Below are 21,695 nucleotides of genomic sequence, written 5' to 3'. Positions count from 1 at the left end.
AGGGCAGGCTATGAGGGCGGCGGCGCCGGGGTCGACAGCATTTCCAGCTCGCCGCCGATGTTGTACCGGGCCGTGGCCTCCCAGTGCTCCTGCCCGCGAGGGGTGTGGAACAGGCGGGGCAGGGCCAGGAGTCGGCGCAGGACGGCGGCGCGGCCCTCGCGGAAGGCGTCGTTCGGCACGAAGTGGTACTCCGCGCGGACGGCGGCGGTGTAGACGGCGTACGCCGACGGGGGCGAGGCGAGGACCGCCAGGTCGGCGTCGCACAGCACCTGACCGTCACGGTCGTCCTCGGCCGGGTCGTGCGTGACGGTGAGCCGCACCAGCCGCGCCACCTCGGCGGTCTTCGCCTCCGCCACCCCGGCCTCGGCCAGCGCCCGCTCGGCGAGCCGCGCGGACCGCTCCTCGTTCTCGGAGCGGTCGGGCAGGTACACGGCGTCGTGGAACCAGGCCGCGAGCCGCACGACGTCCGGGTCCTCCGCGTGCGCCGCCAGCTCGTCGACGTGATCGAGTACGGCGGTGAGGTGGCCGAGCGTGTGGTAGTGCCGCTGCGGCTCCTGCCAGCGGGCGATCAGGTGGTCGGCGTAGGGCGCCGGATCGGGCCCGCCCCCGGGACCCCGGGCCCCCTCCAGAGCACGGGCGAAACGGGCGCGCAGGACGTCGGTGTCGGCCATACGGCCATTCTTGCCGACCTGATGGATCGCGGGAGCTTCGCCGCAGAGCTCCGGCTCGGCTCGTGCCGTGAAGCACCGGACGCGGTCGCGCCGTGCCCTGCGGCTCTCGGGGCACGCCCTCCGCACAAGCGGAAGAAACGATTACGGGTAGTGCGGGCGATCTTCCGCTGGGTAGTGTGAAGCGCCGGAGTGCGAACACCCGTCCGCACGCGCCGCCGACGCGAAGGAGCCCGGAAGAAGTGAGCAGTCAGGTGCAACCGACGTTCGTACTGGTCCACGGAGCCTTCGCGAACTCCTTCTCCTTCGCGCCGCTGCAGGCCGAACTCGGCCTGCTCGGGCACCGTTCGGTCGCCGTCGACCTGCCGGGCCACGGCTTCGCGGCGACCTACACCCGCGCCTACCAGGCGCCGCAGGATCCCGAAGGGCTCGCCACCGCGCCCGGTGCGATCAAGGGCGTCACGCTCGCCGACAACGCCGCGCACCTGATCGGGGTCCTGGAGCGGGCCAGGCGGAACGGCCCGGTGATCCTCGTCTCCCACAGCCGCGGCGGCGCCACGGCCACGGCCGCGGCCAACGCGCGGCCCGACCTGATCGACCGCCTCGTCTACGTCGCGGCCTGGTGCCCGGTCGCGCTCGACGTCGGCGACTACTACGCCGAGCCGGAGATGGCCACGGTCGACGCCGCCTCCCTGGGCCTGGCGATGGCCGGGAACCCCGCCGAACTCGGCCTGCTCCGCGTCAACTTCCGCACCGCGGACCCGGCCGCCCTCGCGGCGCTCAAGGCGGCCATCCTCGCCGACGGCACCGACGAGGAGTTCCTGACCTTCCTCAGCACCTTCCAGCCCGACGAGAACCTGGACGTCGGCACCTCCGCCGACCGGGCGCAGGCGGCGACCTGGGGCCGCATCCCGAAGACCTTCGTCCGCCTGGCCGACGACGCGAGCATGCCGCTCGCCCTGCAGGACCGGCTGATCCGCGAGGGAGACGAGCTGACGCCGGACAACCCGTACGACGTCCGCACCCTCCCGGGCAGTCACCTGAAGTGGCTGGTCGATCCGGCGCCGGCGGCCCGGCTCCTGGGCGAACTCGCCACGCTCCCGGCCCCCTCCGCGGAGTGACTGCCCTCCTGCGGGCGGAGTCGCCACTAGCGTGGTCGGCATGACGACTCCTGCGGATGTGCAGAACGTACGAGACCCCGAACTCCCCGGGCGGCTGCTGACCGTCGAGCGGGATGTGCTGATCCCGCTGCTGCGGCAGAGGCCCGACGCGGACTTCGCGGTGCCGGTGGCGGCGTGTCCGGGGTGGACGGTGCGGGACGTGCTGGCGCACTGTTCGGCCGCGTTCACGCGGGTGCTGGAGGGCCGGTTCGAGAAGGGGGTCTTCTCGCCCGCGTCCAACGACCGGGACATCGCCGAGCGGGCCGAGTGGAGCAACCGGCGCGTCGTGGACGAGCTGGAGCGCGGCATGACCGAGGCCGGGCCGGTGATCGCGAAGGCGGGCGGGGCGCTGGACGTCCTCGCGCTGGGCGAGTGGGTGCACGCGGGGGACGTGCGCGAGGCGTTCGGGGAGCCCGGCGCGTACGCGGGCGCGGGGCTGCCGTCCGCGTTCTCCCTGCTGGCCTACGTGACCGGCCGGAGGGAGCACCTTCCGCTGCACGCCGACCTCGACGACGTGGACGAGCCCCTGCGGCTGGGCGACACCTCGGGCCGACGGCCCCCGGCGCGGTACATCGGGGACGGGCCGACGCTGGTGCGGCTGTACGCGGGACGGCCGGTGGACGGGGCCTCGTACGAGCTGGCCGGGGCGGCGGCCGCGGAGCTGAACATCTTCGGGAAGTGAGCCGGAACGCCTTTGCTGAGCGGGCTGAGCTGGCTGAGCGGGCGGATCGGGCGGATCGGGCGGATCGGGCGGATCGGTAAGGCGGCCCGGCCGCTGCCCGATGCCCTCGAGGGGCGGGGCGGCGGCCGGGGCGGCGGGCCCGTCAGGCCGCCGCGGGGCCGTCGTCCTCGGCCGGCTCGTCCCGAGCCGTCAGGCCGGCCACCCACAGCGGCATCAGCCAGTGCACCACGAGGACGGAGACGAGTACCACTGTCGCGGGCGCCGCGGGGAGACCGCCGTCGGCGGCCCTCGCGGTCCACAGGCCGGCGGCGACCACGGTGCCGACGAGGAAGAGGGTCATCGCCTGGTGGGCGCGGGCCCGTACCCGGGCGCGTTCGGCGGACTGGCGCTCGTCCAAAGCCCGTTCGCGCAGTTCGAGCAGGCCGCGGGTGGCCCCGTTGATCGCCCCGGTCGCGACCGCCCACGGCAGCAGCAGCGCCCCCGTGACGACGGCCGCCCAGAGCGGTTTCTCCTGCGCGAGGGAGAAGAAGGCCATGAGCCCGCCGACGGCCGCGGTCAGCACCAGGTGTGCGGTGACGACCAGGCGTCGGCGGGCGGCCGTGGCGTACAGCGGCCGGCCTCGGGGATCGTTCATGATCCGCAGCATGCGGTGGTCGTGGCGCGTCAACGGCGTGGTCGTCATGGCGTCTTCCTCCCGTAGATCTCATCCGTGAGCGGCCGGAACGGTTCCAGTGAGAACAGCGCCTCCACCGGCAGTTCGAAGAACTTCGCGATCCTCAGCGCCAGGTCGAGGCTCGGGTTGTACTGCCCCCGCTCGATGTAGCCGATGGTCTGGTAGTGCGCCCCCACCGCCTCGGCCAAGTGCTGCCGGGACACCTTCCGCTCGGCGCGCACCATGGCCAGTCTGTTGTGCACCTGCTCGCTCATGTATAAGAAGTACTACAAGTTGAGTGAAGGGTGCAACGTTCCGCAGCACTTCTGTGGACGGTGTGGAGCCCGGTGAGCGAGCGTAGGGTTGAAATGGACTAGACCTGTAGTCGCCGTTTGGCGTCGCCGCACCGATGAACCGAGGAATGGGGTCCCATGAGCGAGCGTGCAGTCCTGGAGGTGATCGCCCTCGACGTCGAGGACGCCGTCGCCGCGCAGGCCGGGGGCGCGGACCGGCTCGAGCTGGTCACCGACATGGCCGCCGACGGGCTCACCCCGTCCGCCCGCACCGTCGCCGCCGTGCGCGCGGCCGTCGACATCCCGCCGCGGGTGATGCTGCGGCTGGCGGACGGGTTCGCCGCGGGCGACCTCGGCCGGCTGGTGGACACGGCACGGGAGATGCGGGACGCGGGGGCGCAGGAGTTCGTCCTCGGGTTCCTGGACGCGGACGGCGGTGTGGACCTGGACGCGGTGGAGCGGGTGGTCGGCGCGCTGGACGGCTGCCGCTGGACCTTCCACCGCGCCATCGACCGCGCCGCCGACCGCGACGCCCTGCGCAAGCAGCTCGACGGGCTGCCCGGTCTCGACGCCTACCTCACGGCCGGCGCGCCCGGCGGGGTGGCCGACGGGCTGCCGACGCTGCTCACCGAGGCCCGGCGGGGAGGGCGGGGCGAACCCGGGTACGAGCAGCAGCTGCTCGTGGGCGGCGGGCTGCGGCTGGAGCAGGTGCCCACCCTGCTCGGCGCCGGGATCCGTGCCTTCCACATCGGCGGCGCGGCCCGGCCGGACGGGTGGGACGGACCCGTCTCGGCGGAGGCCGTCGCCGAGTGGCGCCGGGTGGTGGACGGGGGCTGACACCGGCCCCGCGGCCCGGCTCAGTGCGGCAGCAACTGCTCCGGCAGCGGGGCCGCGTGGGTCACGATCAGGCCCGAGACCGCACGGGTCAGGGCGACGTACAGGCGGCGCAGACCGGTGCGTTCGTCGGGCTCGGCGTCGACCACGGCGCGCGGCTCGTCCAGGACCACGTAGTCGTACTCCAGGCCCTTCGCCAGGGACGCCGGGACCAGGGTGAGCCGGGTGTCGTGCGTCGTCTCCTCGCCGGGCGCGACGTGTCCGAGGCCTGCCGCGGTGAGCTCCCGGGCCAGTTCCGGGATGCGGGCGTCCGCGGCGATCAGGCCGACCGAACCCTCGCGGTCCAGCAACTCCCGACAGGCCGACACCACTTCGCCGCTTCCGGTGACCGGACGGACCTCGAAGAAGCCCGGGTTGTCGCGGATCGACGCCACCGGGGTCAGCCCCGGCGCGATGTGCGGGAGCAGCCGGGAGGCGTACGCGATCACGTCCGTCGGAACGCGGAAACCGGCCGTCAACTCCTCGATCAAGGCGTCCCGTTTGCCCAGGTGGGTCAGCGCCTCCTCCCAACTCCGGGTCGCCCACGGCGTGGTGCCCTGCGCCAGGTCGCCGAGGACGGTCGCCGAGCCGGTGGTGCAGCGCCGGCCCACCGCCCGGTACTGCATGGGGGAGAGGTCCTGCGCCTCGTCGAGCACCACGTGCCCGAGGGAGGGGGTGCGCCGGATCAGGTCGGTGGCCTCGTCGATCAGCACCGCGTCGGCCGCCGACCACTTCGCGGACCGCACCGACCGCGCCGGCTTCGTCCAGAGGATCGCCTTCTGCTCGTCCTCGTCCAGCAGTCCGGCCGCGTGCTCGGCCAGGAAATCCGGGTCCGCCAGCAGGCGCAGGACGAGTTTCGCCGGGTCGACGGCCGGCCAGACCGCCTTCACCGCGGCCTTCACCGCGCTGGTGCGGGCCACCGTGTCCTGCACCCTGTCGTCCGGCGCCTCCCCGGCGCGCTCCATCCGCACCAGCACGGCGTGCGCGACGCGCTGCGGGAGGGCCTCGCGGGCGGCGCCGTAGCGGATGTCGCGGTCGAGCAACTGGCGGACGATCTCCTCCAGTTCGTACGCCGGCACCCGCCAGCGGCGTGAGCCGCGCACGACGACGACCGGTTCGGTGGGCATCGTCACGTGCGAGTGGAGGGCCCGGCGCAGGACCTCGGCCATCCTGGCGTCGCCCTTGACGAGCGCGGCCCGCGCGTCGTCCGTTCCGCGCACCTCGACATGGGCCACCAGGTCGTCCACCGTCGCCTGCCCGACCGCCAGTTCGCCCAGCGCGGGCAGCACCTGCTCGATGTAGTGCAGGAAGGACCGGTTCGGCCCGACCACCAGCGTGCCGGTGCGGGCCAGCCGCTCGCGGTGGGCGTACAGGAGGTACGCCACCCGGTGCAGGCCGACGGCGGTCTTCCCGGTGCCGGGGCCGCCCTGCACACAGACGCTGCCCGACAGGCCGGACCGTACGATCTCGTCCTGCTCGGGCTGGATGGTGGCGACGATGTCCCGCATCGGGCCGACGCGCGGGCGCTCGATCTCCCGCTGGAGCAGCCTGCTGGTGACGGCGGCCTCGGTCGGGTCGGACAGGTGCTCGTCCTCGTACGCCGTGAGGTCGCCGCCGGTGTAGCCGAAACGGCGGCGCAGCGCGAGGTCCATCGGGTCCTTCTTGGACGCCCGGTAGAACGACTGCGAGACCGGCGCCCGCCAGTCGATCACCATCGGGTCGCCGTCGGCGTCGTGCACGTGGCGGCGCCCGACGTAGAAGCGCTCGCCCTCGGCCCCTTCCGCCCCTTCTACGCCCGGGGCATGCAGGTGGTCGAGCCGGCCGAAGAACAGCGGGGTGTCGCTGAGGTCGGCCAGCGCCTTGACGCGCTCCGTCATCTGCCGTTCCAGGATCTGCGCGTTGACCCAGTTCGCGGTGACGTTGCTCAGGTCGAGGGCCTCGACGTCCGCGCGCATGGCCCGCAGGGCGGTACGGGACGCGGCGAGGTGGGCCCGCTCGCGGTCCAGCGGGTCGGTACCGGCGGGCTCGGGGGTGGGCGCAGGCGTGGGGGTGGGCGTGGGTTCGGGGACGTGCGCGGGCACGGGGTTGCCTCCGGCGGGTGCTGACGGTGATGCCGCGTGATCACGGCATGGCTGACCGGCCGGTTTCCGTCCGGGCGGTGGCGCTCCGGTGAGGGAGGCGGGGAGCTCCCCGGACAACGCTGACAACGCTGACAACGCTGACAGCGCGGCCGGGGCGAGCGGAGGATTCTAGTCGGCCGCGCTGTCCGGGGCGAACGGTTTCCCTCCCGGCCGTACCCCTCAGGGGTTCTCGGGGTTCCGGGTCCTCCTCGCAGGGGAGGCCCCCCGCCTCAGGGGGGACCGGGCGGGAGGCGAAGTCGGGCCCGGGGACCGATGCTCCGAACGGGCGATCGGGCGCACCCTGGACACATGAGCGCAGCGACCTTCACCCCAGGCAGCCGAGCCGGTGGCCAGGGCCCTCCGCGCCGCGGCGCCACCGCCACCGGCTCCGTCCACCACTCCCCGCACCGTCTCGGCAACGCCCTGCGCGCCGTCAGGGTCTTCGCCGAGGCCTTCTTCTCGGTCACCGTCCTCGGCGAGTACAACGAGGAGGCCGGCGTCCGCCGCCGCTGATCAGGTACGCGGCGGAAGCAGGCCCTCGACGACCTCCAGGGGCCAGACGCCGTACGGCGCCGGCAGCGGCCCGTCCGGAGCCGCGGCCCGCGGCAGGCCTCCGGCAGGCGTCCCGGCCTGCGCCCGCAGCGGTTCCGACGGCGACGGCGCCTCGGCCGGCGGGGCGAACGGCGGGAGGTCCTGGGCGCAGCGCGCGTCCTTCGGCGGCAGCGCGCCGGTGAGGAAGTACCGCACCACGTGCCGTCCCACGCACGCACTCGGGTTGTCCAGCGCGGTGTGCCCGTACCCGTCCAGCGTCAGCAGCCGCGCGTCGCCCAGTTCCCCGACCATGTTCCGGGCCGCCCGGTACGGGGTGGAGGGGTCGTGGGTCGTGTTCACCACCAGCACCGGGTGGGCGGTCGCCCGGTCCCACGGGCCGGTGTAGGGGTCGGCCGCCCTGGCCGGCCACGTGGCGCACGGCTCGTTGGCCCACACCCACCAGTGGGCCAGCTCCCCGGCCTCCGCCACCGCCCGCCGCTCCAGCTCGGGGTAGCGCAGTGGCGACCGCGGGTTGGGGCTCTCCGCGCACATCACCGCGAGCGACTGCTCGAAGCCCGGGTAGGGCACCGGGACGTCCGTCGGGACACTCGGGGCCAGGAGGGGCCGGCCGGACCACAGCGCCTCCAGCAGGTCCGCGACACCGGTCCAGCCGGGGTGCACGGTGTAGAGCCCGCCGCGCACCTCGCTCACGGCCCTCGCGTACGTCCGGTCACCGGCCGGCCGGGCGGCGAGGCGCCGTATCAGGGTGTCGTACTTGTCGCGGGTGGCCGCCGGGGTGCCCGCCGAGAAGACGCAGCTGGTCACCGGGGCACGCCCGCAGTGGTCGAGGAACTGCGCCAGCGTGTCGGCCGAACCGAGGTGGGAGCCGAGCCGCAGGAACGTGCTCAGCTCCCCGGCCCCACCCGCCGTGCCGCCCTCGCCCAGCCAGGCGAGCGGGTTCACGTTCCCGTCCAGGACGAGCCGCCCGGCCCGCTCGGGGAACAGGTTCGCGTAGGTCGCGCCGAGCAGCGTGCCGTACGAGACGCCCCAGTACCGCAGCTGCTCCTCGCCCACCGCCGCGCGCAGCAGGTCCAGGTCGCGGGCGGTGTCGGCGGTCGAGATGTGGCGCAGCAGGTCCGGATCGCGCTGCTCGCACTGCTTCGCCAGGTCGGCGTAGGCGGCGGCGTACGCCTGCTGCTCGCGCTCGCCCACCGGGAACGGCGGGAGCTTCGACTGCCAGGCGACGGCCTCCTCGGCGGTGTCGAAGCAGCGTACGGCCGTGCTCTGGCCGACCCCGCGCGGGTCCCAGCTGACGATGTCGTAGCGGTCCCGCAGTTCGGCCGGGAACTTGCCGTACAGCTGCGGCAGTCCCACGGTGCCCGGGCCGCCCGGGCCGCCGGGGTTGAAGAACAGCGTGCCCACCCGCTTCTCCGGCGCGGCGGCGCGGTGTCTGATCACCGCCAGCTCGAGGGTGCGGTCCCCGGGGCGGGTGTGGTCCAGGGGCACGGTCGCCGTCGCGCACTCGAACCCGGTCTGTGCGACGTTCGGGCAGTCCTGCCAGCGCAGCGCCACCCCGCCGTGACCGCCGTCGCCGCCACCACCACCACCGCTGCCGCTGCCGCCGCCGTCAGCCCCGCTCGGTCCGCCCGCGGACGCCGGGCCGACCGCCCCGAGCAGCAGGATCAGTGCCCCGGCCGCCGCACCGGCGGCTCGGGTGAGGGGCGTCCGGATGGCGGTGGCAGTGGCGGTGGCAGTGGCGGTCCGTGGCATGGGCAGGCCCTTCCCTCGCGGCGACCGGGAGTCGGGCCCGCGGCGACGGACCCGCTGTCATACCATCGGCGGCCCGTCGACCGGGCAACCGACACGCGTCCGATCGGGTGCCGAAGTGAGTGACCCGCCCCTTTCCGTCCGAGTACGCGCGCCGAGGCGCGGGCGCCGGTCACACGGCTCGACCGGCGCCATGAGCCACGACTCCTCCGCCCCCCTGCCGCCCCGGTGCTCCACCCGGCCGACCGGGACCGCCGGGCCTGGGTGGCGCCCACTGTCGCGACCGTGCTCCTGACGTTCCCGGGGCCGGTGGCGCTGCTGGTGGGAACGATGCCCCCGATGGCGACCGACGGCTGTGGCCCCGACGACTGCTCGCAGGCCCTGACGACCGCCCTGGACGTGATCCTCCGGGCGATGCCCCTCGGCGGCGTCCTCACCTCCGGCGCCTGGCTCACGTCCTGGCTGCCGCCCTGGAGCACCCGCTGGACGCCCCTGCGCATCGCGGCGGCCTTCCTCTCCCCGGCGCCGCCGCTGTTCGTTGTCCTGCCGGTGTGCGACCTCCCCAAGGGGTGACGCCCCCGGGGACGAGGCTCCGGGGCGCGCGCTCAGCTCTGCTCAGCTCTCCGCGAGGAGTTCGTCCGCGTCGACGATGCGGTAGGCGTAGCCCTGTTCCGCCAGGAAGCGCTGGCGGTGGGCCGCGAAGTCCTGGTCGATGGTGTCGCGGGCGACCACGGAGTAGAAGTGCGCCTGGTGGCCGTCCGCCTTGGGCCGCAGCACCCGGCCCAGTCGCTGGGCCTCCTCCTGCCGGGACCCGAAGGTGCCCGACACCTGGACGGCGACCGTGGCCTCCGGCAGGTCGACCGAGAAGTTGGCGACCTTGGACACCACCAGCACGCCGATCTCGCCCTGCCGGAACGCCTCGAACAGCTTCTCCCGCTGCGCGTTCGACGTGTCGCCCTTGATCACCGGAGCGTTCAGGTGTTCGCCCAGCTCGTCCAGCTGGTCGATGTACTGCCCGATGACGAGGATCTGCTGCCCCGCGAAGCGGCGCACGATCGCCTCCGTCACCTTCCGCTTGGTGGCGGTCGTCGCGCAGAAGCGGTACTTCTCCTCGGTCTCCGCCGTCGCGTACGCGATCCGTTCGGATTCGGTGAGGTTGACCCGGACCTCCACGCAGTCGGCGGGCGCGATGTAGCCCTGCGCCTCGATCTCCTTCCACGGCGCGTCGAACCGCTTCGGGCCGATGAGGGAGAACACGTCCGACTCGCGGCCGTCCTCGCGGACGAGGGTCGCGGTCAGACCCAGGCGCCGGCGGGCCTGGAGGTCGGCGGTGAACTTGAAGACGGGGGCGGGCAGCAGGTGCACCTCGTCGTAGAGGATCAGGCCCCAGTCCCGGGAGTCGAAGAGTTCCAGGTGGGGGTAGACGCCCTTCCGGCGGGTCGTCAGCACCTGGTAGGTGGCGATGGTGACGGGACGGATCTCCTTCTTCGTCCCGCTGTACTCGCCGATCTCGTCCTCGGTCAGCGAGGTCCGCCTCACCAGCTCGTGCTTCCACTGCCGGGCCGAGACGGTGTTGGTGACCAGGATCAGCGTGGTCGACTTCGCCTGCGCCATCGAACCGGCGCCGACCAGCGTCTTGCCCGCGCCGCAGGGCAGGACGACCACACCGGAGCCGCCGTGCCAGAAGTTCTCCACGGCCTGCTTCTGGTACGGGCGCAGCGCCCACCCGTCCTCGACCAGCTCGATGGGGTGCGCCTCGCCGTCCACGTACCCGGCGAGGTCCTCGGCGGGCCAGCCCAGCTTCAGCAGCGTCTGCTTGATCTGCCCGCGCTCCGAGGGGTGCACGGCGACGGTGTCCGGGTCGATGCGGGCGCCGACCAGCGGGGCGATCCGCCTGGAGCGCAGCACCTCCTCCAGCACGGGCCGGTCGGTGCTGGTGAGGACGAGACCGTGCGCCGGGTGCTTGAGCAGGCTGAGCCGGCCGTAGCGGTCCATCGTCTCGGCGATGTCGACGAGCAGCGCGTGCGGCACCGGGTAGCGGCTGTACTGCACCAGCGCGTCCACCACCTGCTCGGCGTCATGGCCGGCGGCCCGCGCGTTCCACAGGCCGAGCGGGGTCACCCGGTAGGTGTGGATGTGCTCCGGGGCCCGCTCCAGTTCGGCGAAGGGCGCGATGGCGCGACGGCAGTCGTCCGCCTGCTCGTGGTCGACTTCCAGGAGAAGCGTCTTGTCGGACTGGACGATGAGCGGACCATTCACGCGCGGCTGCCTTTCTGCGACGGGCTCGGCACGGGCACTGCACGGACACAGCTCGGCCAAACGTCCAGTTTGCCTGATCGCCGGTGTCCGCCGGCGGGTCGGGCTCAGCTTTCCCCGTGGGCCGGTCCCCCGTCGGCCGGTTCGGCGTCCGCCAGTTCCGCGACGCCCGTGATCCGGTGCAGCGGATAGGTGCGGACCTCGTCGGCGGTGTGGTCGTACGCCGTGACGAAGCCGCCCTCGACCCGGACCGGGGCGATGACGCGCTGGCTGGCGGCGCCCTCGGCGTTGACGTAGCCGATCCACAGCGCCTCACCGGTGAGGACGGCGGCCTGCACGGTGGCGAGGGTCTCCGCGGACCCGGTGCGCGGCAGCTCGCCGCCCCCGCGCCCGGCCCCGGCCGCTTGCCGCTCCCCGTCCCGGGACCTGCGGGGGGCGGTGGCGGCGAGGTCACCCGCCCGTACGGCCCGGATCGCCGCCGTGAGCAGGGTGTCGTCGGGCACCGGCGGCCCCTCCGGAACCGGCTCGGGCGGGGTGCGCGGCGGGGTGCGGCGGGCGTGGGCGCGGGTGATCAGGACATCGCCCTCGGCGGACTCGGCGGCCGGGGCGAACCCCATCCGGCGCAGCCCCTCCAGCAGGCCGGCCGGGTCGGCCCGCGCGGCCAGCACGGTCGGCGCGAGACGGCGCAGACCCAGCCCGGCGGCCCGCTTGTCGGCGAGGATCTCGTTCAGCACCGCCTCGTCGTCGCAGCGTACGTACGCGGAGGCCGCGCCCACCCGCAGGTGCCCGTGCCGGCGGGCCACGTCGTCGATCAGATACGCCAGCGGCTGCGGCACCGGTGTGCGGGAGTGCGCCGCGAGGAAGGCGTGCAGGTCGGCGGCGGTCCGTCCGGCGTCCAGGGCACGGCGTACCGAGCCCGGGGTGAACCGGTAGACGGTCGCCCCGCCCTTCGATTCCACGTCCGCGAGCACGTCCAGCATGTCCGCGAGCGGCCGGCGCAGCGGGCCCGGCGCGACGGCCGTCAGGTCGGCCTGGAGCAGGACGTGGTCCAGCGGTTCGGGCAGCAGCGGTGCCAGCAGCCGGGCGGCCGCGGCGGCGTTCCTCGCCCCGGCGGGGGAGGACCCGCCGGGGGAGAGGGGGCCCGGCGGCGGGACCGGCCGGTGGTGGACCGGCAACCGGTCGCCCGGCCCCGGGGGCTCCGGTTCGGCCGAGTGGGCCGGACGGGCCGGTTTCGGCGCGGGCAGCCCGAGCAGCGCCCGCCCGTGGGCCGACAGCGCCCCCCGGCCGGTGATCCCCAGCATCTCCGCCTCGGTGAGCGTCCACCGGGCGAGCCGGGAGCGCAGGTCCTCGCCGTCACCGTCACCGTCGGCGGTGCGCGGCGGGCGCTCCCACCGCAGCCGCGCCCACACCGACTCGGCCACCGGAGCCGCCCCCTCCGGAAGCCCCGCCAGCAGCGCCAGCACCCGGTGCCGCACCTCGGGCGCCGCCGACCGGTCGAGCCCCGGACCGAGCGCCGCCACCGTGTGGTCCTTCGCGTCCCGCCCGCCGACCAGTCCCGGGGTCCGGGTCGCCGCCAGCCACGCCGTGGCCAGCGCCGTCCAGCGCTCGGCGGCGGGCCGCTCCAGCCAGGTGTCGTACGCCGGGGTCGCCGCGTACCGCTCGTCGGCCTCCCCGTCGGAGGCCAGCAACCCCGCCGCATAGGCCAGTTCGACCCAGAACGCGGCGACCGGCTCGGGCACGTCCAGGGCGACGGCGGTCCGCTTCAGGTCCCGCACACTCAGCCCGCCGGACCGCAGCACCGCCGGACCGCCCTCGTCCCAGTCCTTCAGCAGCTCCTCGACGGCCGCCAGCGCCGTGTACGCCTGCCCGGCCGCCGCCGCGTCCACCACCTGTGGACGGTGCGCGGCCGCGGGTACGGGTTCGACGGGTGGCGGCACCGGCTCGGTCACCCGGTGCGCCCGCCCGCCCCGCAGATGCAGCGCCACCTCACGCGGCAGCACGACCGTCCCGGGCGCCGTCGGCAGCAGCAGCCCCCGGTCCAGCAGCAGCCGCAGCCGGGGCGCCGGATCGGCGGTGACCTGGCCGTAGGGCGGCCCCCACACCAGCCGCTCCAGCACCTCCGTCGACTCGGGCGGCACCTCGGCGAGCAGCGCCGACATCCGTGCCCGGTCCGTGAACAGCCCGGTCAGGGCGGCCACCGCGGAGACCGAGTCATGGGTGGACGGCAGTCCGGCCGCCGTGACGATCTCCTGGATCCGCCCCGGGGACATCCCGGCCGTCGCCTCCCGCACGGTCGGGCCGAGACCGGTCGGCGAGGGGTGCTGCGCGGAGGGGGAGAGCAGCTCACGGGCCGTACGGACCAGCCGCAGCCGGTCGTCGCCGCCCCACACCAGCGCCTGTTCGCGCAGCGTCCGCACGGCGTGCGGCAGCGCGGCGGACACCGCCGGGTCGCCCTCGTCGCCGGCCAGCAGCCCGAGCAGCTCGTCGTACGGCGCCGGATCGGCCGCCACGGCCAGCGCCTGGGCGGTCTGCAGCGCGAACCGGTCCAGCCGCTCCAGGGCCCGCACCACCGAGGCCCGGGTCCCGGCCCGGGTGGCGAGCTGGGTGAGGTCGGTGGGCACGGGCGTGACGAGGTCGGGTCGGCTGCGCAGAAGCGCGGCGAGCCCGGCGTCGTCCCGTCCCCGGAGCGCCTCCGCGAGGGATCGGGGGGCCGCCGCGGGCTTCTCCTCGGTGCTCATCCGCCTCACGGTAGCGGGTGGCTACGCCGGTGGGGTGCGCGGAGTTGGGTCGGCCGCCCGGACTCGCGGTACCGTCGTCCGACGTCGTGTACCAACGCATCCGCCCCGGAGGGCACTTCGTGGGTATCGAGAGTGACCAGGTCGTCTACGAGTACCTGAGCCGCGTCGGTGACGTGGCGCAGCAGCGGCAGCTGCCGTCGGCGACCCGGATGGGGCTGGTCGCCCGGTTGCGTGACGAGATCGACCGGCGCCGGGCGAGGTCCGCGGTCGACTCCCCGGCCGCCGTGCGCCGCATCATCTCCCGCATGGGCACCCCGGACGAGGTCGTGGCGGCGGCCGCGGACCCCTCCGGGGCGGCGGGGGCGGCCGGGTCCGGCGGCGCGGTTCCCCGGCCGGAGGGGGGGACCGGGCCCACCGAGGGCGAACCCGCACCGCCGCCCGCCGCGGTCCCCGCCCAGCGGGGCGGGCGCGCGCGGGACGTCCTGCGCCGCGCCGTCCCCCGCCCCCGCCCGCCCGGGAACCCGCACCCCGCGCCCGCCTCCGGCGTGCCGTCCCCGCCGCACCGGGCCGGTACGGACGAACTCGGGGACAGCGCCGGCCGGCCCGACTGGTGGCGGGTGGACGACAGCCCCTTCGGCGTCGGCGACGAGGTCACCGGTTTCGTCGGCGGCGTGGAGATCCCCGAACTGCTCAAACCCCCGCCGTCGAAGGAACCGGCCGGGGCGGCGGGCCCGGCCGGGACGGCTCCCGCGCCGCCCGTCGTCGAAGCCGGAAACGGAGCCGAGGCCGGGACCGGCACCGGATCCGTCCGGCGCCGGCTCCCGCGCCTCCCGTCCGGCCGCTGGAGCAACCCCCTGCTCCTGGCCGCCGCGGGCCTGCTGGTCGCGGGCGCCGTCCTGGGCAACTGGTTCGCCCTGTTCCTCGGCTGGGTCATCGCCTACGCCTCCCGCCGCCTCACCCGGGCCGAGATCAAGTGGGCGGTCGTCGTCCTGCCGGGCCTCGCGATCGCGGGCGGGATCGTCTGGCTCTGGGGCCGGACCGAGGAACGCTGGGGCGCCCCCATCGCCGACGGCACCATGAACGACGCCGTCTCCGAGACCTGGCCCTGGGTGGTCCGGGCCGCGGCGGTCGCCTCGGCCCTGTTCCTCACCTGGCGCTCCCAACGCCCCCGCTGACCTCGCAGGAGTCGCAGGCACAATGGCGGGCATGGCCTCCACGACCCCGCTCCCGTCCGCGTCGTTCCCGTCCGCGCGGCTCACCGTCGGCTTCGACCTCGACATGACGCTCATCGACTCCCGGCCGGGCATCCGCGCCTGCTACCTGGCGCTGGCCGAGCGGACCGGCACCCCCATAGACGCCGATCTCGTCGTCACCCGGCTGGGGCCGCCGCTGGAGGACGAACTGATCAACTGGTTCCCGGCCGAGCGGGTCGAGGAGGCGGCGGACCTGTACCGGGCGATGTACCCGACGTACGCCATAGCCCCCACGCCGGCGCTGCCCGGCGCCCGCGACGCCATGGCGGCCGTGCGGGAGGCGGGCGGGCAGGCGATCGTCGTCACCGCGAAGCACGAGCCCAACGCCAAGCTGCACCTCGCCCACCTCGGCATCGAACCGGACGCGGTGATCGGCGACCTGTGGGCCGAGCAGAAGGCGACGGCGCTGCGCGAGCACGACGCGGGCGTGTACGTCGGCGACCATGTGGGTGATGTGCGCGGCGCGCGGACCGCCGGAGCACTGGCGGTCGCGGTCGCCAGCGGCCCGTGCGACCCGGCGGAGCTGCGCGCGGCGGGCGCGGACGTCGTCCTCGCCGACCTGACCGAGTTCCCCCGCTGGTTCGCGGACCACCGCGCGGCGCGCCCCTGACGGCTCACCGCCGGGGCGTGCCCGACAGGGCCGGTGCCGGGCGTGCGCCGGGACGGAGTCGCCGCCGGGCGCGGGCCCGGCGGCTGATCGCCGGGCGTGGGGCCGGTGTCCGGTGCCTGCCTGACGGGGGCACCGCCCGGCGCGCGTCCTGGCGGGGTGCTGCCCGGCGAGGGCCTGATGGCTCGGTGCGCGGCGCCGCGGCGCGCCCGCGGCGGCCGACCGCGCGACACGCGCCCGACGGGGTCACTGCCCGGCGCGCGCCCGGCGGCGGCCCGCCGCGGCCGAGCGGAGCACTCCCGCGCCGGCCATCAGGAATCCGACCCCCATGAGCATGCTCAGTACGAACATGTACGTCGGAAAGGGCTCCGTACCGAGGAACAACGGGGCCACCGTGACCAGAGTGGCCACGGCGCCGATGATGAAGACGACGCCGCCTGCCCGGACCAGGCCGTCGCCGGGCGCCGCGGAACTCGCTTGGGTTTTGTCAGCCACCGGACCAGGGTAGTTCCTGGCCGGAGGGAACTACCGGGCGACGTCTTGTCACCCGCCCGAAGACCATTAGCCTTGGTAGCGGTGGGTCACCAGGACCTGCCCGAGCGTCATCGAGAGCTGTTCCAGAAGCGGTTTCCCGACGAGTACGAGGACGAGGACGGACGTGCCCACCGGCAAAGTCAAGTGGTTCAACAGTGAGAAGGGCTTCGGCTTCCTCTCCCGCGACGACGGCGGTGACGTCTTCGTCCATTCCTCGGTCCTCCCCGCCGGAGTCGAGACACTGAAGCCGGGCCAGCGGGTGGAGTTCGGCGTGGTCGCCGGGCAGCGAGGCGACCAGGCCCTGTCCCTGACCGTCATCGACCCGACCCCGTCGGTCGCGGCCGCCCAGCGCAAGAAGCCCGACGAGCTGGCCTCCATCGTCCAGGACCTGACGACCCTGCTGGAGAACCTCGCGCCGAACCTGGAGAAGGGCCGCTACCCGGACCGCACCTCCGGGAAGCAGATCGCCGGCCTGCTCCGCGCGGTCGCCGACCAGCTGGACGTCTGATCCGGCCGGCCGGCACCGGTGTCCGCACCCACCCCCACCCCCACGCCGGTACGGGTCAGGGGAACCGCAGGGCGTCCGGGCCGAGGGGCGGGACCAGGCCCTCGGCCGCCGCGCGCGTCAGCAGGCCCCGTACGGCCGCGTAGCCGTCCTCGCCGAGGTCGGCGGTGAACTCGTTGACGTACAGCCCGATGTGCTGGTCGGCGACGGCCGGGTCCATCTCCTGGGCGTGCGCCATGACGTACGGCCGCGCCGCCTCGGGATCGTCCCAGGCGGCCCGTACGGAACTGCGGATCGAGTCGGCGAGCAGGGTCAGCGTCCGCGCTCCGAGGGACCGCCTGGCGATGATCGCGCCCAGCGGGATCGGCAGCCCGGTGGTCCGCTCCCAGTGCTCACCCATGTCCGCGAGCCGGTGCAGTCCGTACTCCCGGTACGTGAAGCGCGCCTCGTGGATGACGAGTCCGGCGTCCACCTTCCCGTCCCGTACGGCGGGCATGATCTCGTGGAACGGCATCACCACGATCTCCCCGACCCCGCCGGGCACCACGTCCGCCGCCCACAGCCGGAACAGCAGGTACGCCGTCGACCGCTCGCTCGGCACGGCGACCGTGCGCCCGGTGAGTTCCCCGGGCTCCCGGGTCAGCACCAGCGGTCCGCAGCCCCGGCCCAGCGCGCCCCCGCAGGGCAGCAGCGCGTACGCGTCGAGGACGTAGGGGAGGGCCGCGTACGACACCTTCAGCACGTCCGACTCGCCGCGCTCGGCCATGCCGTTGGTGACGTCGATGTCGGCGAAGGTGACGTCGAGGGCGGGCGCGCCGGGGACGCGGCCGTGCGCGAGGGCGTCGAAGACGAAGGTGTCGTTCGGGCAGGGGGAGTACACGATCCCCAGCCGCTGCTGCTCAACTGTCATACCGGTTCCAACTCTCCAGGACGGGCGCGATCTTCCCGAAGCCCTCGGCGAGGGCGTCCAGGGCGTCGCCGATGCGCCAGGCGGCGCGGTCGCGCGGGCCGACGGGATTCGACACCGCCCGCACCTCCAGCACGGGCACGCCGTGCGCGGCGGCGGCCTCGGCGACGCCGAAGCCCTCCATGGCCTCGGCGAGCGCGCCGGGGTGACGGTCGCGGAGCAGGGCGGCGCGGGCCGCGGTGCCGGTCACCGTCGACACGGTGAGCACGGCACCGGTGAGCGCGCCGGACGCGGCGGCCACCTCCCGGACCAGGGCGGCGGGGGGACGGTGGGTGACGGCGCCGAAGCCGAGGTCGGTCACCGGCAGGAAGCCCTCGGCGGTCTCGGCGCCCAGGTCGGCGGCGGTGATCTCGTCGGCGACGACGAGCGAGGCGAGGGGCGCGTGCGGCGGGAAACCGCCGGCGATGCCGGCCGAGACGACCAGGCCGTAGGGGCGGCCCTCCAGGGCGGCGGCGGTGAGCGCACCGGCCGTGGAGGCGGCGGCGAGGGCCGGGCCGACACCGGCGGCGATCAGATCGGGGCCGTCGGCGACCGTGACGACGGTCACCCCGGGCAGGGCCCTCTCGCGCACGGCACCGGGAAAGGCCCTGGCCACCGCGTCCCGTTCGGCGGGGACGGCGGTGGCCACGAGGACGCCTCCCCGCGCTCCCGGTCTCGTGGGGGCGGGGGGCGCCTCGGCGGACGACGCGGTCAGGCGTCCTTCTTCAGCCGGAAGGACCACAGGCCCGTGGCCTCGTTCTCGCCCTGCTTGACCGACACCAGGGTCGAGTCGCCCTGGGCGCCGTACTGGGCGTTGAAGAAGACGCTGCCGGGGATGGTGCGGTAGGTCTTGGTGCTGGAGTCGGTCAGCGGCTGACCGTTCATCAGGATCGTCCAGCCCTTGTCGGCGAGGTCCGGGTCGACACCGAAGCGCACGGTCTCGTCCGGGTCGACCGAGATCTCCTTGATGTCCTTGTCCTTCAGGCACGACGTCAGGGCGGAGGCCTTCAGGGCCTCGCCCTCACCGCCGCAGGTGGCCTCGGAGGACACCGACTCACTGCCCACGGTGATCGTGGAGATCGCCGTCGGCTTGGTACCGCAGGCGGACAGGAGGAGCAGTCCGGCGGAGACGGCACCGGCGACGACGACGGCACGGCGCCGTCGCACAGCGCGGTCACTTCGAGCGGCTGTGCCGCGGGGCAACGTGGTCATGGGCGAAGGTTATCGGGCACGTCCGGTCCACCTCCCACGTGGGGGTACGGCGTGGCCGGAGCGTTACGCCACTCGCGCGCGCCCGTGGCCCCCGTGCCGGGCGGAGCCGATCAGCGCGCGGACGGTGGTCAGCCAGCCCGTGGTGACGATCGCGGCGCCCACCGCGAGGCCCAGCGGCCCGATCAGCGGCATCGCGATACCGATCGCCCCGCCCAGCACCCACGCCATCTGCAGCAGCGTCTCGGAGCGGGCGAACGCCGACGTGCGGACCGTCTCGGGCACGTCCCGCTGGATCAGCGCGTCCAGGGACAGCTTGGCCAGCGCCTGCGCGAAGCCGGCCACCCCGGCGAGGCAGGCCACCACGACCGCGCCGAACAGCGCCGCCGCCACGACCGCCGCGGTCACCACACAGGCCACCACCGTCACGATGATGATCTCCGGCGCGCGGGACCGGAGCGACGCGCCGACGGCCGTACCGAGCGCGTTGCCCACGCCCGCCGCCACCCCCACGATGCCCAGGGACACGACGGCGCTCTGACCGGACATCGGATGCTCACGCAGCAGGAACGCCAGGAAGAAGATCAGGAAGCCGGTCAGGCAGCGGATGGAGGCGTTGGCGGCCAGCGCGTGGGTGACGGCCGGGCCGACCGTGCGCAGCCCGGGCCGCTTGCCGGACCTGCGGTGCGGGCCGTGCAGATGGGCCTCGTCCGCCGCGAGCAGCGCCGTGTCCTCGCCCTTGGCGGAGTCCACCTCCGGCGGCAGCCGGAAGGACAGGAACATGCCCGTGACGAAGAGCACGAACGCCCCGTACAGCGGCCAGCGCGGCCCGATCTGGTGCAGCCCCGCGCCGATCGGCGCCGCGACACCGGTGGCCAGCAGCCCGCCGAGGGTGACCCGCGAGTTGGCTTTCACCAGGGAGAACGCGGGCGGCAGCAGCCGGGGCACGACGGCGCTTCTGACCACCCCGTACGCCTTCGAGGAGACCAGGACGCCGAGCGCGGCCGGATACAGCTCGAGGCCGCCGGTGACCACCGCGCCGGACAGCACCAGGGCGAGCAGCGCCCGGGCGAGCATCGCGCCCGCCATCGCGGCCCGGCGGCCGTGCGGGAGGCGGTCCAGGAGCGGGCCGATCACCGGTGCCAGGAGGGTGAACGGCGCCATCGTGATGGCGAGGTAGAGCGCGACCCGGCCGCGTGCCTCGTCCGTCGGCACGGAGAAGAAGACGGTGGACGCGAGCGCGACGGTGATCATGACGTCGCCGGCGCCGTTCACGCCGTGCAGCTCGATCAGCTTGCCGAGCCCGGACTCCCCGGCGCCGTGCGCGTGGGTGGCCCGGCGGATCCCGCGTGCGGTTCCGGTCACCGGCTTGCGCAGGACGCGACCGGTCGCGCGCAGACGGCCGCCCCGCCCGCCCGCTTTGAGGCGCGGGCCCTTTCCTCTGACTCTGGCCCCTCTGGCTTCGTGCGGCCCACCGGTCCCGGTGGCGCCCTGGGGTGTCCTCGCGGTAGCCACGACGTTCATAGTGCCCTGATACGGCGGTCCGTAGTGCCCCGACCGCCTCGACGGCCCCGCGGCGTGCGGCTTCCGGGGGAACGCGGCACCGGCGCGCGGTGCCCGGAGAGGGGTGAGGACAGCCGAGAACATCTCGAGAACACTCGAGAACAACCGTCGGTGTAGGCCCAGCGCACGCGAACAGGTAGCGTGCGTATCTCAGCCATCCCGCAGAATGGATGGAGGCGCGCCCGAGCACGATCAGGCGTGGACGTCGACGCGGTCCTCCGGTCCGCTCCGTCCGCCCTCGCGCCGGGAGTGGCGCACTCGTGAGACGGCGTAGGAGAGAAGCGATACCTGTGAAGGCAGCGACAAGGCGAAGCCGCACCCCCGACCGGCTGTGCGCCGAGGCCGTCGACCTCGCCCGCGCAGCAGCCGAGGAGGCCGCCGCGCCCGGGGTCGTCGGCGAACACGAAGGCATGCTCTCCGAGGGCGACCGGGTCGTCACCCACTACTTCGCGTGCCGCGAGCTCGGCTACCGCGGCTGGCGCTGGGCCGTCACCGTCGCCCGCGCCTCCCGCGCCAAGATCGTCACGGTGGACGAGGCGGTCCTGCTGCCCGGTCCCGACGCGATCCTCGCGCCGGAGTGGGTGCCGTGGAGCGAGCGGCTGCGCCCCGGCGACATGGGCCCCGGCGATCTGCTGCCCACCGACGCCGAGGACCTGCGACTGGAGCCCGGCTTCTCCGGCGAGGACGCGCCGCCGCCGAACTCGCCGGTCTCCGGAGAGTTCGCCGAACTGGCGGAGGCCGAGGACGCGGACGTCACCGAGGGCACCCCGGCGCGCCAGGCGACCGCCCCGGCCCGCGGTTCGATCGCGGCGGTCGCCGAGGAACTCGGCATGCGGCGCGCCCGCGTGCTGTCCCGCTACGGCCTGCACACCGCCGCCGACCGCTGGGAGGAGGCCTTCGGCGCCAAGACCCCGATGGCGCAGGCGGCCCCCGCGTCCTGCGTGTCCTGCGGCTTCCTCGCCCCGATCGGCGGCTCCCTCGGCCAGGCCTTCGGCGTCTGCGCCAACGAGTTCTCCCCCGCCGACGGCCGTGTCGTCTCCCTCTCCTACGGCTGCGGCGGCCACTCCGAGGCCGCGGTCATGCCCAAGCCGCCCCGGCCCGTCCCGCCCCGGATCGACGAGACCCGCGTCGACCCCTTCCCGCTGCGCCCGTCCCCCGACTCCGGCTCGGTCCCGCCGACGGAGGACGCGTCGGCGGCGGATCTGGGGCACTCGTAGGGGGACGCGGGCCCCGACCGGCTCGGTCCGAACGCCGTGCTGTCTCAGAACCCCGGGCAGGTGATCTGACCGCCGTGGACGCGTTCGCGGCGCACGACGACCCGGTACGTGAACATTCCGC

At 74.6% G+C, this 21,695-nt stretch carries 21 protein-coding genes; 9 read left to right on the top strand and 12 right to left on the bottom strand.

The features are described from left to right. Positions 1-8: 8 nt before the first annotated feature. Positions 9-671, bottom strand: a complete 663-nt coding sequence (locus tag ACWEQO_RS09105) for an HD domain-containing protein (protein WP_452980635.1) — start codon at positions 669-671, stop codon at positions 9-11. 239 nt (positions 672-910) lie between these two features. Between ACWEQO_RS09105 and ACWEQO_RS09100 the strand changes: the two genes are divergently transcribed. Then, positions 911-1,789 carry an alpha/beta hydrolase gene (locus tag ACWEQO_RS09100; RefSeq protein WP_452980632.1) on the top strand — a complete coding sequence of 293 codons (879 nt, stop codon included), beginning with the start codon at positions 911-913 and terminating at the stop codon, positions 1,787-1,789. Positions 1,790-1,829: 40 nt separating this feature from the next. Continuing rightward, a complete protein-coding gene (locus ACWEQO_RS09095; protein WP_452980629.1) occupies positions 1,830-2,510 on the top strand; it encodes a maleylpyruvate isomerase family mycothiol-dependent enzyme in 681 nt (226 codons plus the stop codon). A gap of 142 nt (positions 2,511-2,652) precedes the next feature. Here the strand turns inward: ACWEQO_RS09095 and ACWEQO_RS09090 are convergent, their stop codons facing one another. Further along, positions 2,653-3,192, bottom strand: coding sequence for a hypothetical protein (locus tag ACWEQO_RS09090; protein ID WP_452980627.1), 540 nt, complete (start codon positions 3,190-3,192; stop codon positions 2,653-2,655). Further along, complete coding sequence (locus tag ACWEQO_RS09085) at positions 3,189-3,437, bottom strand: helix-turn-helix transcriptional regulator (protein WP_452980624.1); 249 nt, start codon at positions 3,435-3,437, stop codon at positions 3,189-3,191. The genes ACWEQO_RS09090 and ACWEQO_RS09085 overlap by 4 nt, the downstream gene beginning before the upstream one ends. A 156-nt stretch (positions 3,438-3,593) precedes the next feature. Between ACWEQO_RS09085 and ACWEQO_RS09080 the strand changes: the two genes are divergently transcribed. After that, positions 3,594-4,292 (top strand): copper homeostasis protein CutC, encoded by a 699-nt coding sequence (locus ACWEQO_RS09080; protein WP_452980621.1) that lies wholly within the window; start codon positions 3,594-3,596, stop codon positions 4,290-4,292. A 20-nt stretch (positions 4,293-4,312) separates the two neighbouring features. Here ACWEQO_RS09080 and ACWEQO_RS09075 read toward each other — a convergent pair whose 3' ends face one another. After that, positions 4,313-6,409, bottom strand: coding sequence for a HelD family protein (locus ACWEQO_RS09075; RefSeq protein WP_452980618.1), 2,097 nt, complete (start codon positions 6,407-6,409; stop codon positions 4,313-4,315). A gap of 348 nt (positions 6,410-6,757) precedes the next feature. On the opposite strand from ACWEQO_RS09075, the gene ACWEQO_RS09070 reads away from it, so the two are divergent. After that, a complete protein-coding gene (locus tag ACWEQO_RS09070; RefSeq protein ID WP_361451128.1) occupies positions 6,758-6,961 on the top strand; it encodes a hypothetical protein in 204 nt (67 codons plus the stop codon). Here ACWEQO_RS09070 and ACWEQO_RS09065 read toward each other — a convergent pair whose 3' ends face one another. Then, complete coding sequence (locus tag ACWEQO_RS09065; RefSeq protein WP_452980615.1) at positions 6,962-8,749, bottom strand: alpha/beta hydrolase; 1,788 nt, start codon at positions 8,747-8,749, stop codon at positions 6,962-6,964. It abuts the gene before it with no gap. 282 nt (positions 8,750-9,031) lie between these two features. On the opposite strand from ACWEQO_RS09065, the gene ACWEQO_RS09060 reads away from it, so the two are divergent. After that, complete coding sequence (locus tag ACWEQO_RS09060; RefSeq protein WP_452980612.1) at positions 9,032-9,319, top strand: hypothetical protein; 288 nt, start codon at positions 9,032-9,034, stop codon at positions 9,317-9,319. A 42-nt stretch (positions 9,320-9,361) separates the two neighbouring features. Here ACWEQO_RS09060 and ACWEQO_RS09055 read toward each other — a convergent pair whose 3' ends face one another. Together ACWEQO_RS09055 and ACWEQO_RS09050 are read right to left on the bottom strand one after the other, a co-directional pair. Then, on the bottom strand, positions 9,362-11,005 hold the full coding sequence (locus tag ACWEQO_RS09055; protein ID WP_361451136.1) for a DNA repair helicase XPB: 1,644 nt from the start codon (positions 11,003-11,005) through the stop codon (positions 9,362-9,364). Positions 11,006-11,109: 104 nt separating this feature from the next. Further along, on the bottom strand, positions 11,110-13,740 hold the full coding sequence (locus tag ACWEQO_RS09050) for a helicase-associated domain-containing protein (protein WP_452980609.1): 2,631 nt from the start codon (positions 13,738-13,740) through the stop codon (positions 11,110-11,112). A 119-nt stretch (positions 13,741-13,859) separates the two neighbouring features. On the opposite strand from ACWEQO_RS09050, the gene ACWEQO_RS09045 reads away from it, so the two are divergent. Both ACWEQO_RS09045 and ACWEQO_RS09040 read left to right on the top strand, forming a co-directional pair. Beyond that, complete coding sequence (locus ACWEQO_RS09045; protein ID WP_452980606.1) at positions 13,860-14,915, top strand: hypothetical protein; 1,056 nt, start codon at positions 13,860-13,862, stop codon at positions 14,913-14,915. 31 nt (positions 14,916-14,946) lie between these two features. Next, positions 14,947-15,603 (top strand): HAD family hydrolase, encoded by a 657-nt coding sequence (locus ACWEQO_RS09040; RefSeq protein ID WP_452980603.1) that lies wholly within the window; start codon positions 14,947-14,949, stop codon positions 15,601-15,603. Positions 15,604-15,846: 243 nt separating this feature from the next. Here the strand turns inward: ACWEQO_RS09040 and ACWEQO_RS09035 are convergent, their stop codons facing one another. Continuing rightward, positions 15,847-16,095, bottom strand: coding sequence for a hypothetical protein (locus ACWEQO_RS09035; RefSeq protein ID WP_361451148.1), 249 nt, complete (start codon positions 16,093-16,095; stop codon positions 15,847-15,849). A 163-nt stretch (positions 16,096-16,258) separates the two neighbouring features. On the opposite strand from ACWEQO_RS09035, the gene ACWEQO_RS09030 reads away from it, so the two are divergent. Next, a complete protein-coding gene (locus ACWEQO_RS09030; protein WP_279335316.1) occupies positions 16,259-16,642 on the top strand; it encodes a cold-shock protein in 384 nt (127 codons plus the stop codon). A 55-nt stretch (positions 16,643-16,697) separates the two neighbouring features. Here the strand turns inward: ACWEQO_RS09030 and ACWEQO_RS09025 are convergent, their stop codons facing one another. The 4 genes from ACWEQO_RS09025 to ACWEQO_RS09010 form a co-directional block, all read right to left on the bottom strand. Beyond that, entirely contained in the window at positions 16,698-17,549 is an 852-nt protein-coding gene (locus ACWEQO_RS09025) for a 1,4-dihydroxy-6-naphthoate synthase (RefSeq protein ID WP_361451152.1), read from the bottom strand. Beyond that, positions 17,539-18,234, bottom strand: coding sequence for a futalosine hydrolase (locus tag ACWEQO_RS09020; RefSeq protein ID WP_452980598.1), 696 nt, complete (start codon positions 18,232-18,234; stop codon positions 17,539-17,541). The genes ACWEQO_RS09025 and ACWEQO_RS09020 overlap by 11 nt, the downstream gene beginning before the upstream one ends. 62 nt (positions 18,235-18,296) lie before the next feature. Further along, positions 18,297-18,797: a DUF2771 domain-containing protein gene (locus tag ACWEQO_RS09015; RefSeq protein WP_361451158.1), complete on the bottom strand. Its 501-nt coding sequence runs from the start codon at positions 18,795-18,797 to the stop codon at positions 18,297-18,299. Positions 18,798-18,860: 63 nt separating this feature from the next. After that, positions 18,861-20,309 (bottom strand): MFS transporter, encoded by a 1,449-nt coding sequence (locus ACWEQO_RS09010; RefSeq protein ID WP_452980595.1) that lies wholly within the window; start codon positions 20,307-20,309, stop codon positions 18,861-18,863. A 338-nt stretch (positions 20,310-20,647) separates the two neighbouring features. Between ACWEQO_RS09010 and ACWEQO_RS09005 the strand changes: the two genes are divergently transcribed. Further along, entirely contained in the window at positions 20,648-21,574 is a 927-nt protein-coding gene (locus ACWEQO_RS09005; RefSeq protein ID WP_361451164.1) for a DUF3027 domain-containing protein, read from the top strand. The last annotated feature ends 121 nt before the right edge of the window (positions 21,575-21,695 follow it).

The organism is Streptomyces sp. NPDC004051 (assembly GCF_053604275.1).
The sequence above is the reverse complement of the archived record's forward strand: the minus strand, read 5'-3'. Positions and strand labels throughout refer to the sequence as shown.

Coding starts and splice junctions, on each gene's coding strand:
- ACWEQO_RS09105 (WP_452980635.1), bottom strand. CDS start 671: ATGGCCGACACCGACGTCCTGCGCGCCCGTTTCGCCCGTGCTCTGGAG.
- ACWEQO_RS09095 (WP_452980629.1), top strand. CDS start 1,830: ATGACGACTCCTGCGGATGTGCAGAACGTACGAGACCCCGAACTCCCC.
- ACWEQO_RS09090 (WP_452980627.1), bottom strand. CDS start 3,192: ATGACGACCACGCCGTTGACGCGCCACGACCACCGCATGCTGCGGATC.
- ACWEQO_RS09085 (WP_452980624.1), bottom strand. CDS start 3,437: ATGAGCGAGCAGGTGCACAACAGACTGGCCATGGTGCGCGCCGAGCGG.
- ACWEQO_RS09080 (WP_452980621.1), top strand. CDS start 3,594: ATGAGCGAGCGTGCAGTCCTGGAGGTGATCGCCCTCGACGTCGAGGAC.
- ACWEQO_RS09070 (WP_361451128.1), top strand. CDS start 6,758: ATGAGCGCAGCGACCTTCACCCCAGGCAGCCGAGCCGGTGGCCAGGGC.
- ACWEQO_RS09065 (WP_452980615.1), bottom strand. CDS start 8,749: ATGCCACGGACCGCCACTGCCACCGCCACTGCCACCGCCATCCGGACG.
- ACWEQO_RS09050 (WP_452980609.1), bottom strand. CDS start 13,740: ATGAGCACCGAGGAGAAGCCCGCGGCGGCCCCCCGATCCCTCGCGGAG.
- ACWEQO_RS09040 (WP_452980603.1), top strand. CDS start 14,947: ATGGCCTCCACGACCCCGCTCCCGTCCGCGTCGTTCCCGTCCGCGCGG.
- ACWEQO_RS09025 (WP_361451152.1), bottom strand. CDS start 17,549: ATGACAGTTGAGCAGCAGCGGCTGGGGATCGTGTACTCCCCCTGCCCG.
- ACWEQO_RS09015 (WP_361451158.1), bottom strand. CDS start 18,797: ATGACCACGTTGCCCCGCGGCACAGCCGCTCGAAGTGACCGCGCTGTG.